This window comes from Lentzea alba, assembly GCF_011067745.1.
GTDB classification, from domain to species: Bacteria; Actinomycetota; Actinomycetes; order Mycobacteriales; family Pseudonocardiaceae; genus Lentzea; species Lentzea alba.
The window spans coordinates 62,380-75,945 of the sequence record NZ_JAAMPJ010000019.1; the positions used below are offsets into that span (position 1 = coordinate 62,380).

Consider the following 13,566-nt stretch of genomic DNA (forward strand, 5'->3'; position numbering starts at 1 on the left):
GTGGCGCGGGTGGAAGAGTTCTCGGAGGCGCTCCGGACCGCGATCACGAATCGCGGTCTGGGTCTGGAGCGACTCCGGGAACACCTCTCCCAGAACGGCGTCTCGGTCTCGCTGGCGACGCTGAGCTACTGGCAGACGGGCCGCAGCCGTCCGGAGCGCAAGAAGTCGCTGCAGGCCGTCGTCCACTTGGAACACATCCTGAAGGTGCCGCCCGGCCACCTCTCGGGCCTGCTGGGCTCACCCCGTCCGCGCGGCCGCTGGCTGCGCAGGGCACCGGAGGCGATGTCCGCGTTCTGGCCGCCGCCGACGCACGTCGAGGAAGCGTTGCAGGACCTCGACACCCAGTGGGACGACCAGCTCATCCGGGTGAGCCAGCAGGATTTCGTGACCATCGGCGCGGACCGGACCGAGCGGTCCTTCCGGTCGAGGCAGGTGCTGTCGGCGTCGATGGACGGCCCCGACCGGTGGGTCGTGATCGTGCACGTGGACGAGCGCGACCGGCCGTTGCCCGCGGTCCGGGCCTTGAAGAACTGCACGGTCGGCCAGCTGGTGCAGGACCCCGCGCGGGGTCTGCTGGTCGTGGAGCTGTTGTTCGACCAGTCGCTGCGCAAGGGCGAGAGCATCGTGATCGAGCACGAGCTGGTGAACCAGGCGCCGTGTCCACTCGCGACGAACTACGAGCGCAAGTTCCGCATGCCGACGCACGAGTACGTGCTGGAGGTGACGTTCGAGGGCGCCGTGCCGGCCTCGGTCACCCAGTTGGACGGCTCCGCGGTGCGGCCTGGCCGGACGCTGCTCGACGTCGCCCTGGACGTGCAGCCCGGTGTCCGAGGTTTCCGCTGGACGTGGACTTAGGCGGGTGCTCCCCCCGCGCCACGTGGGGAACACCCGCCCTGTTGTCCTTTGTGGACTATTAGCCGATCTTCTCGATCTTGGCGTTGCGGATCAGGAACTTGCCCGGCTCACGCACCTGTTCGAAGGCCGCGTTGTTCAGCAGCGCGCAGCTGCCGGACACCGACGCCACCTTGACGGTCGTGGACTTGTTGTTGTCCAGGTTGGTGACCTTCAGCGTGGTGCCGACCGGGAAAGTACCGCTCGACGCGGCGGGCTCGCCGCCCTCGCCGGACAGCGTGACGGTGGAGCCGTTGCAGACCTGCTGACCGGCCGCGCCGTTGTTGTTGCCCTGGTTGGCGTTGCCCTGGTCGGCGTTGGCCGGGGGCTTCGGTGCGGGCTGGGCCGTGGCCTGGTTGCCGGCGTTGTTGTTGCCCTGGTTCTGGTCGGCCGCGCCGCCGTCACCCTCGCAGCCCGCCGCCTTGCGTCGCTGCTGGATGAGGTCGACCACGGCCTCCCGGTTCGCGATGCGGGCCTCGGACTGCGCGTCCGGGCTGGCCTTCTGCCCCGCGATGAAGTTCAGGTTGTTCTGCAACGCCTTGTCCAGCCCACCGCAGTCCTCACCGGACGCGGCGGCCTGACCCTTCTCGGGCTGCGCCTGGACGTTGTTGCCACACCCAGCCGCCGCGCGCCGCTGGTTGATGAGGTTGACCACCGCCTGGCGGTTGGCGATGCGAGCGTCCGACTGCGCGTCGGGGTTCGCCTGCTGCCCGGCGATGAAGTTCAGATTGTTCTGCAGGGCGGTGTCCAGTCCGCCGCAGTCCTCAGCCGCGTTCGAGTCGGTGCCGCTGAAGGCGAAGAGGCCACCAGCGACAGCAGCGACCGCGAGCATGGCGCCCGCGCCGATCATGGCGGGCTTGCGGTGTCGAGCGCCCATTCGATTCTCCTCGGGGGTCGATCGGTGTTGTACCGATGACTACGGGGAGGTCACGGACGGGGTTCAAAGCGGACTAGACCACCGTGGTTTTTAAATGGTTTTAAGGTTTCTTGTCAGTGGTGATCTTGCTGGTCAGAGCGGGTTTTCCGCGACCGCAACGCGGTTCGGTTCGTGGTCCCTCGTACAGACCGAGACGGTGAGACCGGTGGGCACGGTGGTCCTGTCCCGGCCCCATCGGGCGAGCTGTCGTTCGACTGTGTTCGACTCGGGGACAGCCTGCCGTTCGACGCACCACTAGCCGGGGAACTCACCGGTGCCGGCGGCGATGTTGGGCCCGTACAGCGCGGACTTCATGGTGTCGAGCAGGTCTTCGAGGGTGACGTGGCGAGGCTCCGCACCAGGAGCGGTGAGGGTCCAGGTGTCCGTCCACTCGACGGTGTACACATCGCGGCGGTAGTTCTCGAACTCGACGAAGAGATCCGCCCTGCCCTCGTGCCTGGTCGTCCAGGAGACCAGGAGCTTGGGCCGGGCGAAGTCGCGTACGGCAGGGAGATCTCCGTTGTCCCCGCGGAACCGCATTTTCAGGAACGGGCGGGGTTCGCGCCCCCAGCTCGACGCCGGCACACCCGCGGCGCGCAGGTAGCGGTACTCGGCTTCCGCCACATCCTCGTCGCCGGCGAACTCGCAGCGGAATGCGGGCAGCACAGCCCGGACGGCCGCGTTCGTCTCGGCGTCCTCGCGGTAGTGGCCGTGGATCGCCGGGCCGGCGGCCACCACCGTGTCGAACGCGTAGCCGGGGTGCGAAAACCCCTCCACCAGCACCAGTGGGCGCTCCGGTGGGCCGATCAGCTCGGCGCCGTGTTCCCTGGCGAACGACAGGACCGTGACCGCGAGGCCCTCGTCGAACGAGTCCCGCACGTTCGCCCGGAAGGCGTGCTTGCCGTCGGCGGACAACGCCGCGCACGAGTCGAGGCCTGGCGCGTACGACCAGTGCCACGCCTCGGGCAGGTCGTCGAGACCGGTGGCGTTCGGTTCCGCCGAGAACGTCTCGGTCAGGTCCACTGCCGCACCTCCACGGGTCGATCAATGGTCCAAGTTACACGGGTGCCTCGGCCCGGGAGTGGCATGCGCGTACCGCCGCGTCTCCTGTCCACCGCCCGAGGAATTCTCGCTGCGGCCCATGGCCTCCATGTCGTCGGTGTTGTTGTACCAAGCCTCACGCTCAGCCGCTGTCTGGTTGTGGCCCTCTTCGATCCAATGCTGGACAACCGGCGGAACATGTTCGTAGGTGAGGTTCCTGCGGCCATCCGGGGCGTAATAGTCGATGGGCTCGTTCCTCCGGTTCACCCAGTTCAGCTGGTCGTGCGGAATTCTTGCGCCGTTCGCGTCGACGGGAACGCCGCGCGCGGCGCGGCCTTCGACGGTCCAGTGCGTGGCCATGTGGTCATGGGTCGATTGCCAGTAGTCGCGGGGATATTCGGTGCCTCGGTTGTGCACGTGGTCGGGAGGCGGCAGGTCCGGGTCGCGGGCCCACTGCCCGCGGTCGCCCCGGTAGCCGGCCAGGCCGAGCGGGTCGGAGACGGCGAGCGGGTTGGCGACGTAGGTGTAGTGGTTGGGCGACGGCGGCAGGCCGAGCGGGTCCGGGGAGAGGTAACGCGCGGTGTGCGGGTCGTAGTAGCGGTGCACGTTGTAGTGCAGGCCGGTCTCGACGTCGTGGTACTGCCCCGGGAAGCGCAGCGGACAGCTCGTCCCGTCCGATGTGGACACCGCGATCGTGTTGCCCCACAAGCCGTTCGTCCGGTACCAGACCACCTGGCCGGCGGCGTCGACGAGTTCGGTCGGGGTGCCGATCAGGTCGGCGACGATCGCGTGGAACCGGGTGTCGATGATCTCGGCGGGCGCGTCGGCCAGCCACGAGCGGGTCGTCTGAGTGACCGGTTCGGCGCGCCCAGGCCGGTACTCCCACGAGGTCGCGGTCGTCGTGCCGTCCACCGTGCGCCGCTCCTCGGCGAGCAGCATGCCGTCCCAGGCGAACGTGGTCTCCTCGACGACCGCGCCGTCCGCGCCGAGCCGGTGCTTCGCGATGCGACGGCCGAACGGGTCGTAGACGTATCGCCAGCGCGTGCCCTCCGGCGTGGTCACGGCGACGAGCTGGTTGAGGGCGTTCCACTCGTACTCGCGCACCCGGCGCTGGCCGGACAACGTGCGCCGGACCTCCCGGACGACCCGTCCCGCGGCGTCGTAGTCGTAGGAGGTGCGGCCGGCGGCGCGCAACATCACCCCGTTCACCGTGCGCGGGCCGTCCACCTCCACAGAGTCCTCTGTGGATGGTCCGGTCTGTGCCGCGACCAGGTTGCCGAGGGCGTCGTAGGCGTACCGCTCGGCCCAGGTGGTCGCGCGCACCCCGGTGACGCGACCTCCCGAGGTCAGCTCGTACACCCGGTCGCCGCGCAACCGGTCGTCGATCGCGGTCACCTGGCCGTCCGCGCGATAGCGGAAGGTGCGCTGCTGGACCGCACGCACCTGGCCCGGCACGGCCGTGGAGGAGAACAACGCCTGGCCGGCGAGCCTTTCGCGCGCGTCGTAGGTCTGGGTGAGCGTGGCGTTCTCGCCGAGCCTGCGAAGCACTTCCTGCCCCGCCTGGTACTCGAACGCCACGGTGCCGGCCGTGCCGACCAGCTCGGTCTCCCGGCGCAGCTCGTCGTAGCGCCAGGAGGCTTCGACACCGGACGGGCTCACCCGCCGGACCCGGCGGCCGGCCAGGTCGTACTCGTTGCGCACGGTCTGTCCGTTGACCGACTCGGCGAGCGGGCGGCCGAGCAGGTCGCGCTCGAAGGTCACCTCGGTGACCCCGTCGCCGACCCGGCGCAGCCAGCCGCCGTCGCCGTACTCGAAGTCGGTCCGGGTCCCGGCCGCGGACTGCGCGAGCACGCGGCCGCGCACGTCCCGGACCAGCTCGACCGCCGGCCCGCCGCCCTCGGACCGCGCGACGAGGTTGCCCATCGCGTCGACCCGGTAGTCGAGCGTCCGGCCGGTGAAGTCCCGTTCTCCCACCAGGTTGCCCGCCGGGTCGTAGCGGTAGGTCCAGGTCTCGCCCGCCGGGTTGGTCACGCCGGTGAGCCGCAGCTCGGTGTCGTGGCGGAACGTGTACCGGATGCCGTCCTGCCCGGTGCGGGCGAGGAGGGTGTTGAACGGGCCGTGCTCGAACGTGGTCACGGCGCCGCTGGCGGAGCGACTGCGCACCATGTTGCCCTCGGGATCGTAGAACCGCTCCTCCCGGTCACCGTTCCACGAGACCTGCCAGATCGGCTGACCCTCGACGCTCCAGCCGTAACGGGTCACCCGCCCACGAGCGTCGACCGCCTCGACGACCCGGCCGAACCCGTTGTGCCGGAAACGGGTGGTCTCGCCGAGCGGGGTGGTGATCGACGTGGGACGGCCGGCGTCGTCACTGGTGTAGGTCCACCGAGCGCCGTCGGCGTCGACGCTGGCGGCCAGATGGCCCCGGTCGTCCAGTTCGTTGGTGACCACCGCACCCATCGGGTCCACAGTGGACACGAGGTGGCCCGCGTCGTCGTAGGTGTGCCGCCAGACCGCGCCGTTCGACTGGGTGACGCTGATCGGCAGCCGCCAGCGCGGGTCGTAGGTGTAGCTGACCACGGCACCGTCCGGGTAGGTGACGCGCACCGGTTCGCCGTGCTCGTCCCGCTCGTACCGGGTGGTGTTGCCGTTCTTGTCGGTGAAGGAGACCAACTGGTGGTAGCGGTCGAACTCGGGTCGTTCGGCGTTTCCGTTCTGGTCGACCACCGCGGTGATGTGGTTGTGCTCGTCGTAGTGGTACTCGGTCCGGTGGCCGAGGCTGTCGGTGACCGCGGTGACGCGGTTGCCCAGGTCGTAGTCGAAGGTGGCGTCGAGGTAGCCGTCGGCGTTCCAGCCGCGCGACACCCGGCCGTCCGGGCGGTACTCGTAGGAGTAGCTGAAGCCGTTGCGGTCGGTCCACGAGGTGATCCGGTCGGCCGCGTCGTAGGAGTAGCGGTACGGCACACCGGTGGAGTTCACGACGCCGGTCAGCCGGCCGAGCTGGTCGTACTGGTACGCCACGACCCGGACGCCCTGGCCCTGCTGGTCGATCAGCCGCAGCGAACCGAGCCGGGTGCCCTCCGGACCCTCGACGATGTCGACGGCGACGTAGTAGCCGCCCGAGTGGCGGATCGAGACCGGCTGGCCCGAGGGGTCGCGGGTGTAGGTGATCTGGTGGCCGTCGCGGCCGGTCAGCGCGGTGATCGGGCGGGCTTGCGGTGTCACCGCGGCGAAGTGCCGCACCCAGCCGCTGTCCGGGTCCTCGATCAGGTAGGTGTCCGTGGCGCGGTCCCAGGTCAACGGCCAGCGGGCGCCGAACAGCGGCAGCACGGGTTCGTCCTGCGGGCGCGGGTACGACAGCACCTGGGCGTCGTCGCCGTAGAAGCGGACGCCGTCGTCGGTGAGCTCCAGCCGCTGGTCCAGAGTGGACGACCAGCCGGGCCCGAACAGGCGGCCGTCGCGGTAGTCCGAGGCGTAGGAACGGCTGACCACCAGCGGCAGCAGGCCGGGCAGCTCGAGGTCGACGCTCGACATGATCATCTGGCCGGACACGGTGTCGACCGGGTCGCCGCCCCTGCCGTCGCAGCCGCCATTGCCCTCGGAGCGCTGGCCGCCGTTGTCGGCGTTGCGCGGCGGCGGGTTGTCGCCCTTCGGAGCGGAGGCCGGATCCGTTCTGCCACCCGGCGGCGACGTGTCAGACCGGCCGTTGGGAGAGCTGGACGAGCTCGGGCTGGTGCCGTCGGACGCCTTGCCGGGCGGAGCGTCCACAGAGGACGGATGCGTCGACGGTCCGTCAGCGGACGAAGGCGACGTCGTGCCGTCGCCACCGCGTGGCTTCGTGGGCGTACTGGCGCCCGACGGTGTCGTCGCACCACTGGGGCTCGTCGTGCCGTCGCCACCCTTGCGCATCAGCTTGGCGAGCTTCTGCATGATCTCGTCGAGCTTGTCGATGATCTTGCGAATGCGCGGCGCGACGTTGCCGATGGTCTTGATCAGGTTGCGGATCAGGTCGCCGATCTTCTTGACCACGCGGGAGATCGCGGTCACCGCCTGACCGACGATCACCGGGGTGGCGAGTCCCAGCGTGCACACGGCCTCCAGCGCCCACGCGATCAGCCGGCCGATCAGCTCGGCCACGATGTCGCGGACCGTCTCGCGGACGAAGGCGACGACCTCGCCCATGATCATGACACCCGCGGAGATGCCGTCGGCCAGCGCGCCGGCACCGGCGATCGCGTCGGAGACCTCGGCGGTGTGCGCCCGGTACGCGTCGGCACTCGCGCCGGTCCAGCCCGCGGTGCCGTTCTTGGCCTCGTTGCCCATCTCCTGGGCGATCCGCGCGACCTCGGCCGACACGTTGCCCCACGTCTCGCTGAAGGAGCGGATCACCGGCGGGTCGCCGGCGAGCCAGTCCAGCGCCTCCTTCAACGGCTGCACGTGCTCGATCAGCCAGGACACGCCCGCGGACGCCAGTGTGCCGATCGGGTCGACCACCATGCTCAGCACTTCGAGCCCGACGCCGACCCCGCCGAGCCCGGCCGCGACCCAGTCACCGCTGGAGACGCCCGTCGCCAGCCCCTCTGCCGACTCCAGGATGCCGAACCCGGTGGTGGCCGTCGTGTCGGACTTCGGCTGCGCGACTAACCCAGGCCCCTCGCTCACAGGATGCCGCCCATCCGCGCTGACTCCGAGGCCTCTTGCTCGTGGTAGCTCTTGACGGTGTCGCGCATCCCCTGCGACGTCTCGTTGATCGTCTCGACGCCCTTGGCCAGAGCGTTCACGCCCATCTCCTCGAACGGCTGCAGCAGCATCGCGAAGGGCTGGCAGATCACCCCGTAGGCGTCGTTGTTCATGGTGACCTGACGAGCCGCGTCCACCGCGGCCTGCAGCCGCTGCGCGTACCCGTCGATCTTCCTGGCGTGGGCGTCCAGCTCGCCGGTCAGAACCTCGTAGCCGCCGGTCATCGGCGATCCATGAAGCTGCCGGTGCTGAAGTCCTCGGGGTCGTCCGGCGGCCGGCGCCTGCGCGGTGGCGGTTGCTCCTCCTGCGGCGCCGGGAAGTTCGCCTTCGCCTCCGCCAGCAGGTGCCGCGTGGTCGAGTCCTCGCCCACCGTCTGCGCCATGATCTCCGCCAGCCGCTCCGGATACTGCGACTGGGCGCTGCGCATCGCCTCCATGACGGCGGCGGCGATCCGCTCCGGCTCCAGCTGCCGCACCTTCGGCGTCATGGCCACGTCGGTCGGAATACCGTTGGCCCCGACCGTCACCTTCACGGCACCGTCGGCGGCCGACCCGGTGATCGAGACCTGGCTGACCTGGCTCGACATCTCCTGGTAGCGCCGGGCTTTCTCCTCGGCGTTGCGCTCCCAGTCGTCAACCATGCGCTCGACGTCCGGCAGTTCCATGAGAACACCCCCGCGGCCTTGGCTTCCCAGGGTGCCGAGCGCAGGAGACCTTGTCCGCGAGTCGAGCCGAAGCAACCCGTTCGGCGCAACACGATGGAATCCCGGCCCTCATCGGCGCGGCTGGCGGCTACATCCGGTCCAGCAACCGAGCCCGCGCCACCTCCAGGTGCGCGGTCATCGCCGCACTCGCCGCCACCGCGTCCCGGGCGACCAGCGCGTCCACGATCGCACGGTGCTCGGTGATGGTCTGCACCCCGAACGGCTGCTGGAAGTTCAGCCGGAACAAGTGCAGGTGACAGTGCGTCTTCGCGAACGACTGCAGCACCGCCTCGTTCCCGGCGATGCGCAGGATGAGTTCGTGCAGCCGCTGGTCGTGTGCCGTCAGGTTCTTGTAGTCGTCATAGGCGTTGTCGGCGGGAGCCGCCGGGCAGGTGGCGAGTTCCTCCTCGATCAGCGCGACGTTCTCCGGTGTCATGCGTGCTGCCGCCAGCGCCGCGGAGGGCGGCTCCAGCAGCAGCCGCAACGAATACAGATCGTCGACCTGTTTGCGGTTCAGCAGGTCCGTCACGCGATAGCCGCGCAACGGGAGCCTGCTGACCAGTTCCTCGGACTCGAGACGCGCCAGTGCCTCGCGGACCGGGGTCGGGGACACGTCGAGCTGCCGGGCGATCTCGTCGATGTTGACGCGCGCACCCGGTTCCATGCCGTCGCTCATGATCAGCGCGCGGATCTGCTCGTAGACGTCATCCGCGAGCACGCGCCTGGTCGGTATCCGCAACACCACTCCTGAGGCTCCCGTCAGTTCTTGGCCAGTATCTCCTGCGACACGCGTTCCATCTCGGCGAACACGTCATCCGAACCACCGCCGTGAGAAGCGAGATACCGACACCCAGAATCACGGTCAGCACCACGAAGTACGCGGTCACGCCGAGCGAGTGCCAGAACCGGATGTCGTTGATGAGCTCCTGGATGTTCTTCAGTCCCGTCCACACCGGTGGGGTGAGGATGTGGAACTCGGTGAAGCTGAGGTAGACGCCGCGCAGCATCGGGTAGGCGAAGAACACGCCGAACCCGAGAATGGCGGGCGCGACGAGCAGCCACGCGACCCACGTGTCGTTGCGGCGCGAGGCAGGGCCTGTGCGCCGCCGGACTGCGGGCGGAGGCGCCGTGGTGGCAGGTCCACGCACGACCTGGGCGCTGGAGTCTTGCACGGTTGTCACCACGACGCCTCCAGTTCAGGGGTCAGATGCGGATGCTGTCGACGTCGAACACGGAGTCGTCGGGATTGCCGAACCTGATCGTGTTGTTGCCGGCCAGCAGGTAGATCGGGACGGTGTCCTTCTGCGGCGCGTTCCAGTTGTCGTCGTTGGAGCCGGCCACGGGCAGCTTGAAGCTGGTGCCGTTCACCGTGACGATGCCGGTCCGGCTGGAGCTCGCGTCGACGTAGTTCAGCTCGACCAGATAGGTGCCTTCGCGCGGAACGGTGACCGTCGGCATCGTGAGAACGCCGCTACCGCCGATGAACCCGACCTTGTTGCCGTTCGAGCACGCACACCCGTAGACGGTCGCGCCGCCGCCGGGGCTGCCCTTCTCCGCCTCGTAGGTCACGGATTCCTTCGGCGTCACGAAGGAAACCGGCTTCGAACGGTTGCCGTTCTGCACGACGGTGAACTCGTACGAGGTCGCCGGAATGAGTCCGGTGACGGTCGCGCTCGTCGAGGTGGTCGTCGCGACCTTCTTGTTGCCCGCGTAGACGTCGTAACGGACGCCGGAGCGGCCCTGCCACTTCAGCGACACGCTGGTCGGTGTGGCACCGGTGCCCTGCACCACGGCGGGCGAGACGGCGGACCGCGGGGTGATCTTCAGCAGCTTCGTGCCGTGCACCGGCAGGTCGGCGCTGAACGAGCCCCTGGCCCGGCCGATGTCCTTGCGGTCCCAGACATCGCGGACCTTGGCGGTGCCGTTGATGCCGAGCTGTGCGAAGTCCGCGGTGACGGTGGCGGGCTTGGCGCCGAGGTTGAACAGCGCCACGGTGAAGCTGCCGTCGGCGTTGCGGGCGTACCAGACCTGCTGGTCGGAGAACTGGTCGACCGGACGGGCGGGAATGCCTGCCTGGTTGATCCCGATGACCTCGTCGTTGGTGAGCAACCGGTAACCGAAGTCGTCGATCTTCGTGAGGTCGTCGCCCAGGTACAGCGGGGAGTTCGAGATCGCCCACAGCGTCATGTAACTGCGGCGCTCGGCCTCGGTGATGCCGTCCATCTCGCCGTTGCCGACGTTGAGGCTGTCGAGGTTGTTCCAGCGGCCGGGGCCGGCGTCGTCGATCCACTGCACGACGTCGTTCCACCGCTGCTTCACCGAGTTGTTCCAGGTGACGAGCGTCGGGCAGTAGCACTCGACGTCGGTGTCGACGCGCCAGCCGTTGGTGTTGGCCTTCCACACGTCGGCCTGGCGGTGGCTCAGCACCCAGGAGATGAGGAACTCGATCGGGCGGCCGGTGTTCTTGAGCACGGTGTTCCACGCCTTGACGTCAGTGGTGTTGTCGTAGCGCTCGCCGCCCTTGAAGCTGCCGGGGCCGACGCCGTCGAGCTTCAGGAAGTCGACCCCGTAGCCCGCGATGACCTGCGCGATCGAGTCGATGTACTTCTGCGAGCACGGGTTGTCGAAGTTCATCTTGTAGGCCATGTCCCACCCGTTGGTCTTGCGCAGGTCCGGGTAGACGATGTCCTTGGTGGTGCAGCCGGGCGCGTTGTGGATCGGCGTCTTGCCGTCGTTGTACGCCTTGAGGTCCAGGCCGACCGCGAGGTACGAGCCGTACTTGAGGCCCTTGCCGTGCACGTAGTCGCCGAGCCACTTCATGCCGTGCGGGAACTTCTTGGCGTCTGCGACCGGGCGGCCGTACTCGTCGAACGAACCCAGCCAGCCCGCGTCGACGTTGACGTGGTTGTAGCCGTGCTTCTTGAACTTCGCCGCGAGCACGTCCGCCTGCGCCACGACGTTCTTCTCGTTCAGCCAACTGGCTGGGCCGTCCGGGTTCACGCCGGGGTAGTTGGTCGCCTGCAGACTCCAGCTGCTCCAGCCCATGTAGGGCTTCTCGGCGATCTTCGGGGCTGGCTGGACTTCGGGTGCCTGGGCTGCTGCGGGGACCGCGATCAGCGACGCGAGCAGGCCGGCAACGACACCTAACGCTCTCAAGACCACTCCTTTGTGATTTCGGCGGTTGTTCAGGCGACTCGGAGGTCGTCCATCGCATCGCGGTCCCAATCAATGCCGAGACCTGGCATGTCAGGCGCGAGCGCATGTCCGTTGTGGACGGTCAGCTCGCTCTTGGTGATGGCACGCAGCTGCGGGATGTGCTCGACGAACTTCCCGTTGGGCAGCGCGGCGGCGAGGCTGACGTGCAGCTCCATCAGGAAGTGCGGGCAGACGTCGGCGTTGAACGCCTCCGCGAGGTGCGCGACCTTGAGGAACGGCGTGATGCCGCCGATCCGCGCCGCGTCGACCTTGGCGCCTCTCACCAGCTCTTCGGTGCCGAGATGCAGCCAGCCGCCCTCGGTGTCGTACAGCGGCACCTCCCGCCGGAAGCCGCCTGCCATGCGCCACAACGGTTCCCCTGCGCGCAGGCAGTGCAGGTCCCACAACGCGGTGTCGAGGGCGGCCAGCGCGAGCGAGGTGATCGCGCCGACCGTGGTGCTCCGCGTGCTCGCGAACAGGTCGTGCCAGATCCGCTCGATCCGGCGCGCGTCCGCGTCCACGAGGCGGGGCAGCAGGTGGTCCTTCAGGAGAGTGAGAACCGAGCTGCCGCCCGTGCCGATCGTGTAGGCGTAGCCGAGTCCGGTGAGGCCGTCGTCGGTCGTGATCTCGACGAAAACGGTCTCCTGCTTGACGAACTGCTGGACCGCGTCCGTGCGCAGGGCCTCGACGGGAACGTCGACCTGGAACGCCTCGGCACGTACGACCTTTGCCACGCCAACTCCTCGGATCTCTGATCCTATAGGATATTTGATGGCATTGAACGCGGCCGTTTCGAAGGGGTCAACCGTCGTTTGAGCAGGTTGGCACGGTGATGGGAGCGGTTACAACGGGTCTGCCGGACCGGTTCTAGTTACGGTCCTCCGATGTCTGCAGCTCACAGCCGTGGTGATCGATGTTGGTCGCTGTTCGAGCGCGAGTGAAGACGTGAGCGTTTCTGTCCGATTGTCATCAGCTCTTCAAGACACCCGAACGGGTGAAGCACCCAGGGGCGTACCCAAAACAGGCACCGGGATGTGATCATGCGGGCGCGAACCACCCGAGAGGTACCGGATGCTCGATCACCCGTTGGACTGGACGGACGCGCGGCTGCAGGAACTGCGTGACGTCGTGAGCATGACCATCTACCGCGACGCCGACATCGAGGCCGTGCTGCTCGAAGGCGGCCTTTCCCCCGCTCTGGTGCGTTGGGGCCTGTCACCGCGTGCGTTGTGGTTCGACATCTTCACCGTGGCGGCGGAACAGCTCAGGCTGCCCGAAGTGGTGCGCGCCGCCGCGAAGGACCGGCCCGCGCTCGCCCGCCGGGTCGACGAGCTGCTCGCGGACCGGCCGATCGTCGAGGTCCCGTGGATGCCCGACGCGCCCGTGTGGCTCAACATCGGCAAAGAACGTCAGATCGTCGAGAACCAGAACACCCTGCTCGACATCGCGTTCCTGCAGCACGGGCTCGACCGCGCGCGAGCGGTGTGCCGGATCCTCGTCGAGTGCGGCCGGAAGAGCTGGCACGGCAGCGGGTTCCGGGTCGGCGAGCGCACGCTGCTGACCAACCACCACGTCCTCTACGAGGGCATCGCACCGGCCACCGCGGTTCGCGCCCAGTTCGGTTACGAAGTCGGCGCCGACGGGGAGCTGCGGACGCCTGTGGAGATCCGCTGCGACGTCGGTACGATCGTCGGCGAGGCGCGCGACGACTTCGCCGTCATCCGAGCCGCGGAACCGCTGCCGGGTGACGTGCCGATCCTGTCGCTGCGCCACGGCGCACGGCCCGGGATCCACGACCGCGTGAGCATCATCCAGCACCCCAAGGGACTGCCCAAGAAGATCGCCCTGCACCACAACCTCGTGCTGCACTCCGCCGACGACGTCGTGCAGTACTGGACCGACACCGACGCCGGCTCGTCGGGCTCGCCCGTGTTCGACGAGGACTGGCGGGTCGTCGCCCTGCACCACCAGTGGGTCGAGGCGAACGACGGCAGCGGTGTCGCGTTCCGCAACCAGGGCCGCGCGATCAGCCGCGTGGTCGAACGGCTCGACGCGCTCGGCGTGGACTTCGAGGACTGAC

The 13,566-nt window shown here is 68.6% G+C and carries 11 protein-coding genes; 2 read left to right on the top strand and 9 right to left on the bottom strand.

Annotation, left to right across the window (positions count from 1 at the left end; genetic code table 11):
• The first annotated feature begins 9 nt into the window (after nt 1–9).
• Entirely contained in the window at nt 10–855 is an 846-nt protein-coding gene (locus G7043_RS44635; RefSeq protein ID WP_207312572.1) for an XRE family transcriptional regulator, read from the top strand.
• Nucleotides 856–913: 58 nt separating this feature from the next.
• Here G7043_RS44635 and G7043_RS44640 read toward each other — a convergent pair whose 3' ends face one another.
• From G7043_RS44640 to G7043_RS44680, 9 genes are all read right to left on the bottom strand, one after another.
• A complete protein-coding gene (locus G7043_RS44640) occupies nt 914–1,768 on the bottom strand; it encodes a hypothetical protein (protein WP_166055297.1) in 855 nt (284 codons plus the stop codon).
• A gap of 294 nt (nt 1,769–2,062) precedes the next feature.
• Nucleotides 2,063–2,830 carry a hypothetical protein gene (locus G7043_RS44645; RefSeq protein WP_166055299.1) on the bottom strand — a complete coding sequence of 256 codons (768 nt, stop codon included), beginning with the start codon at nt 2,828–2,830 and terminating at the stop codon, nt 2,063–2,065.
• Between the two features lie 21 nt (nt 2,831–2,851).
• Nucleotides 2,852–7,510 carry an RHS repeat-associated core domain-containing protein gene (locus G7043_RS44650; protein WP_166055301.1) on the bottom strand — a complete coding sequence of 1,553 codons (4,659 nt, stop codon included), beginning with the start codon at nt 7,508–7,510 and terminating at the stop codon, nt 2,852–2,854.
• A complete protein-coding gene (locus G7043_RS44655) occupies nt 7,507–7,812 on the bottom strand; it encodes a type VII secretion target (protein WP_166055303.1) in 306 nt (101 codons plus the stop codon). Before G7043_RS44655 ends, G7043_RS44650 begins: the two co-directional genes overlap by 4 nt.
• Nucleotides 7,809–8,252, bottom strand: coding sequence for a YbaB/EbfC family nucleoid-associated protein (locus G7043_RS44660; RefSeq protein ID WP_166055305.1), 444 nt, complete (start codon nt 8,250–8,252; stop codon nt 7,809–7,811). Before G7043_RS44660 ends, G7043_RS44655 begins: the two co-directional genes overlap by 4 nt.
• A 127-nt stretch (nt 8,253–8,379) precedes the next feature.
• Nucleotides 8,380–9,009, bottom strand: coding sequence for a GntR family transcriptional regulator (locus G7043_RS44665; RefSeq protein ID WP_166055307.1), 630 nt, complete (start codon nt 9,007–9,009; stop codon nt 8,380–8,382).
• Nucleotides 8,996–9,472 (bottom strand): carbohydrate ABC transporter permease, encoded by a 477-nt coding sequence (locus G7043_RS44670; RefSeq protein WP_166055309.1) that lies wholly within the window; start codon nt 9,470–9,472, stop codon nt 8,996–8,998. Before G7043_RS44670 ends, G7043_RS44665 begins: the two co-directional genes overlap by 14 nt.
• Nucleotides 9,473–9,494: 22 nt before the next feature.
• On the bottom strand, nt 9,495–11,447 hold the full coding sequence (locus tag G7043_RS44675) for an alpha-galactosidase D (protein WP_207312573.1): 1,953 nt from the start codon (nt 11,445–11,447) through the stop codon (nt 9,495–9,497).
• A 29-nt stretch (nt 11,448–11,476) separates the two neighbouring features.
• Nucleotides 11,477–12,220, bottom strand: coding sequence for an enolase C-terminal domain-like protein (locus tag G7043_RS44680; protein ID WP_166055311.1), 744 nt, complete (start codon nt 12,218–12,220; stop codon nt 11,477–11,479).
• 337 nt (nt 12,221–12,557) lie between these two features.
• On the opposite strand from G7043_RS44680, the gene G7043_RS44685 reads away from it, so the two are divergent.
• A complete protein-coding gene (locus G7043_RS44685) occupies nt 12,558–13,565 on the top strand; it encodes a trypsin-like peptidase domain-containing protein (protein WP_166055313.1) in 1,008 nt (335 codons plus the stop codon).
• Nucleotide 13,566: the final 1 nt, after the last annotated feature.